Source organism: Legionella sp. (assembly GCF_049790535.1).
Lineage (GTDB): Bacteria > Pseudomonadota > Gammaproteobacteria > Legionellales > Legionellaceae > Legionella.
In genome coordinates, this window is sequence record NZ_JBAQZB010000040.1 from 1 (window position 1) to 3,829 (window position 3,829).

A 3,829-nucleotide genomic window follows, 5' to 3' on the forward strand; every position below is an offset into this window, starting at 1 on the left:
GACAGGAAACAATCCTGTTTACATTCAAGTAACTTATAATCGTGTGGTCCGCTGTATCTATTGCAATGGAAAGCGATTAAGGATGATTACAAAATCATGAATTGGTGCCCAGGGCCGGAATCGAACCTGATTGCAACTTGTTGATTTTAAATAATATAAATAATGAGGACTCGAATCTTGCCCAAGATCTTACCCAACGTGGAGTATGATACCTGATTTGAACAATTACGAAAAGCTATGAATGAATAAGAAAATGGTATATCTAAACTCATCTTCATCTATTATTGATTTCGGGACACTGACATAAAGCATTCATACCGTATAGGGGCATAACCATTAACTTGATATTCATTAAACCAAGAGTTAAGTTCCTGTTTTGCACTTAACTCAAAAGCATTTAGATCGATGTCAGAGGTAGACAAAAATAAATACTCTACGCCTTGCTGGGTTAATTGATGAGTATGGCGGCATTTGAATATTTTATAGTTACCTTCGCCATATAACCTATTAAGTAATATGTAGGAATCGGTTTCTACGTGAATCGAAAGGGGATGTCTTTTTTTGTAGTTATGGATAATTTGATTATATTCTTTTGAACAGCTTGTATCGGAATCGTCACGAGAATTCCACACGGTAATTATCTGAGAATTGTAATTAGCCGCATTAGCAATAATTTCTTTTATTTTCTCTATGTCCATCCAATGTAATGACTGGGGAAAAACAAAAGCATCAATACTTCCTTTTTTTAAAATAACATCTTCGGCACTAGACTCTATGAAAGTTACTTTATTATTGTTATTTAATTCTACCTTGCATTCTGCAAGCATTTCAGCACAAGGATCTACTGCATAAATTTCATAATCATACTTTAATAAGTCTTTAGTAAAGATACCTGTACCACATCCAAACTCAACAATTTTTGATCCGGGCTTTAATAGATTCGCTAAATACTCAAAAACAGGGGCAGGATAACTTGGTCTAGCATGTTTATAGAAGTGTGCTTTTTGAGAAAAAATGGTCTTGTAAGATATAGAAGTATTATAAGTCACATAAGCTCCTTAATTTTGGTAATCTAAAACACATTTAGCAGCAGCCTCCCCTGCGATTTTTCCAAATACTGATCCCGCCATTAGGCCACTACCTCCTGCATAATTCCCCCAAAATAAGCCACCTATAATTTCTCCGCACGCAAATAAATTCTGGAAAGGGATATTATCTTTTCTAATCACTTGAGTATCTTTATTAATTTTTAACCCACCGTAAGTAAATGTAATCCCTGCTTTTACAGGAAAACCAAAAAAGGGTGGCTTATTAATAGTAACAGCCCAATTACTTTTTGGCGGAAAAAGATTGGTAGTACTTACTCCATCTAACCTACTCAAATTAATTTGTTGTGGAGTTATTGATTGATTAAAACACTCAATATTTTTTTCAAATTCAACATAATCAATACCAAGAGCTTTACCTAGCTCAACCAATGTATTTTCTTCTGCATAATTTCCATTATCAAAATAATTTTTGTCCAAAAATCTTGCGGTTTTTTGATCAAAAATCTGATACGCTATTTGTCCTGGTTGCTCAATAATTTTCCTTCCAAGTTTTGCATAAATAAAATTGGAGAGATGTTCACCCTCATCAAAAAATCGTTTGCCCTGGGTATTAACAGTGACACCATAATTAAAAGCATACCTCGAGTTATTTTGACTTTCCTCATTTTCACCTGGAAGCATATAGGGCTTTAAATGGCTATACTGTGGTGTTGCATGACATTCGGCATAATCTCCATATAAACGAGCCCCAATGTTAGCAGCCGACGTTATTCCTTGGCCCGTGTTAAATGGTACCCCCCTAAGAGCTGCATGTTCCCAATGAGGACCTAGATATTTCTTTCTCATTAAAGAGTTGGCTTCATAGCTTCCACAGGCAAGAATAATTGTTTTTGCTTGAATTCTAATTTGCTCATTCTTGTATAATACTTGTACCTCTTTAATATGATTATCACAAGCAATTAAATCTGTAAGTTCACACTCATAAATTACATGAACTCCCTTACGTTCTGCTAAAGAAAAATTAATATTTTGTAGTTCTCTACCACCACCCATTATTCTAATAGGTAAACTACCAGCCACTATTCGAGGTTTTATTTCCCATTTATGGCCTAAGTTATGTAACCAGCGGGCAGTTTCATATGAGTTTTTCACAAGAATAGAAGATAATTCAGAGTGGGCACGATTATCTGAAACGTCCATTAAATCATTATAAAATTTATCTTCTGGGTAAGCTAAATAATATTTTTTTAAACGAGCTAATTGCCCTTCTGTAATTTCAGCTAAATCTAAGAATGCTAATAGGTTATTAATTTTAGAATGTGCAAATCTAAAATTCATCGTAAGAGAACTATTTCCTCCACGCTCTTTATAACTTGCTTTTTCAATTACTACGACATTTCGAGTTTTATGTATAGCAGAAATTGCGGCACAAAGGCCGGCGTTTCCTCCTCCAATAACCAATACATCAATATCTTTTATCTGCTTTAGATTATTCATATTCTCATCATTAACTTAATTTCATTTGTGATAATGAGCCTACGTCTTTAAAACCAAATTTTCTGTATAGATTCAATGCGGGAATATTTGATGTATCTACAAATAAAAATGCACCTTTGTACTTACCACAAATATCATTTAATAACTTTGATAATAATAATTGGCTAAAACCACGACCTCTATATTTTTCATTGGTATAAACATAACTAAGACATCGATAACCTTGCACTTCCCTAATCCAAGCAGCAACACTTACTACTGCATCATCAACTTTTATTCCCATAAATTCTCTTGTAGAAGATAAAACTAATTTTTTAGCCCCTGGTTCATCAAGAGTTGTATTTAGTCGTTCAGTTGAAAATTTACCAACAAGTACATGTGCCCCAAAATCATTAAGCTCATCTCCTTGAAGAAATTCAAACTCTGATGAAATTAAAGTAATGTGCTCACTTATTTCTTTGGACATTAAAAGCATTTTTGTATTACTGTATTTTTCACTTAAACTGTGTAGATAATCGCCAATTTTATTGATTAACTCATCTGCACCTTCAATAATTTTAACAATGTAATTTGCTTTTAGATGAATAAAAATTTCTAAAGCTCTCTCTGGATTTGTAGTTGCAGAAAAAAATAAACTATTTTTTTGAGGATGAAAAATAGCCAGATTTTCATTGGACATTTTGAATATTTTTATAGGTTCCGTAATACTTTGATTCTCAATTAAAGAAAGCAACTTGCTGTTCAATAATAATTGACTGTACAGAATTCCTAATTCAATTTCATTCAGTGTGTTAGATTCAAATATCATAATTTTGACAATTTCATCCTTGGTAAAAATTTGATAAAACATAAAGCAGAACAAAGACAGCATATACTGGCCAAGAGATATATTTTTTGATAATCAGTAATCGTGAGCAATAATCCAGCTACTAAGCTAGCAAAACCGCCAATAATAGAAACATACGTTTTCCGGGCTGTAGCGATTAATCGCCAGTCAGAAGGCTCCTCAGCGCAGTCTTGAAAAAAGCTTTGCCATACTGGAAGGGAAAAGGTATTAATGAACTCTAAAAATGAGACCATCCCAATAAAAAGATAAATGGAATGGTGAGTCGCAATTATTAGAAATGGTAAAGCATAAGATAATCGTAACCATTGCGATTGAGATGCATTGATAACATATTTTTTCGTAATTAAAGAAATAAACAACGCGCCCAAAAAACTAAATGCGAATTGAGAAATATAATAGAAAGAAACCAGCTTATCACTCGCATTAAAAGATTCTT

Annotated in this window: 4 protein-coding genes; all 4 read right to left on the reverse strand. The window is 33.2% G+C overall.

Annotation, left to right across the window (positions count from 1 at the left end; translation table 11 throughout):
* Nucleotides 1–281 precede the first annotated feature (281 nt).
* Nucleotides 282–1,049, reverse strand: a complete 768-nt coding sequence (locus tag WA877_RS02085; RefSeq protein WP_425169287.1) for a class I SAM-dependent methyltransferase — start codon at nt 1,047–1,049, stop codon at nt 282–284.
* A gap of 9 nt (nt 1,050–1,058) precedes the next feature.
* Complete coding sequence (tcuA, locus tag WA877_RS02090) at nt 1,059–2,546, reverse strand: FAD-dependent tricarballylate dehydrogenase TcuA (RefSeq protein WP_425169288.1); 1,488 nt, start codon at nt 2,544–2,546, stop codon at nt 1,059–1,061.
* A gap of 10 nt (nt 2,547–2,556) precedes the next feature.
* Nucleotides 2,557–3,396, reverse strand: coding sequence for a GNAT family N-acetyltransferase (locus WA877_RS02095; protein ID WP_425169289.1), 840 nt, complete (start codon nt 3,394–3,396; stop codon nt 2,557–2,559).
* Nucleotides 3,351–3,829 (reverse strand): hypothetical protein (locus WA877_RS02100; protein ID WP_425169290.1); only part of this gene is annotated, 479 nt, incomplete at its 5' end. The genes WA877_RS02100 and WA877_RS02095, both read right to left, overlap by 46 nt.

What these genes read in the sequence shown, in the direction of transcription:
- tcuA (WP_425169288.1), bottom strand. Translation starts at nt 2,546, where the DNA reads ATGAATAATCTAAAGCAGATAAAAGATATTGATGTATTGGTTATTGGA.
- WA877_RS02095 (WP_425169289.1), bottom strand. Translation starts at nt 3,396, where the DNA reads ATGTTTTATCAAATTTTTACCAAGGATGAAATTGTCAAAATTATGATA.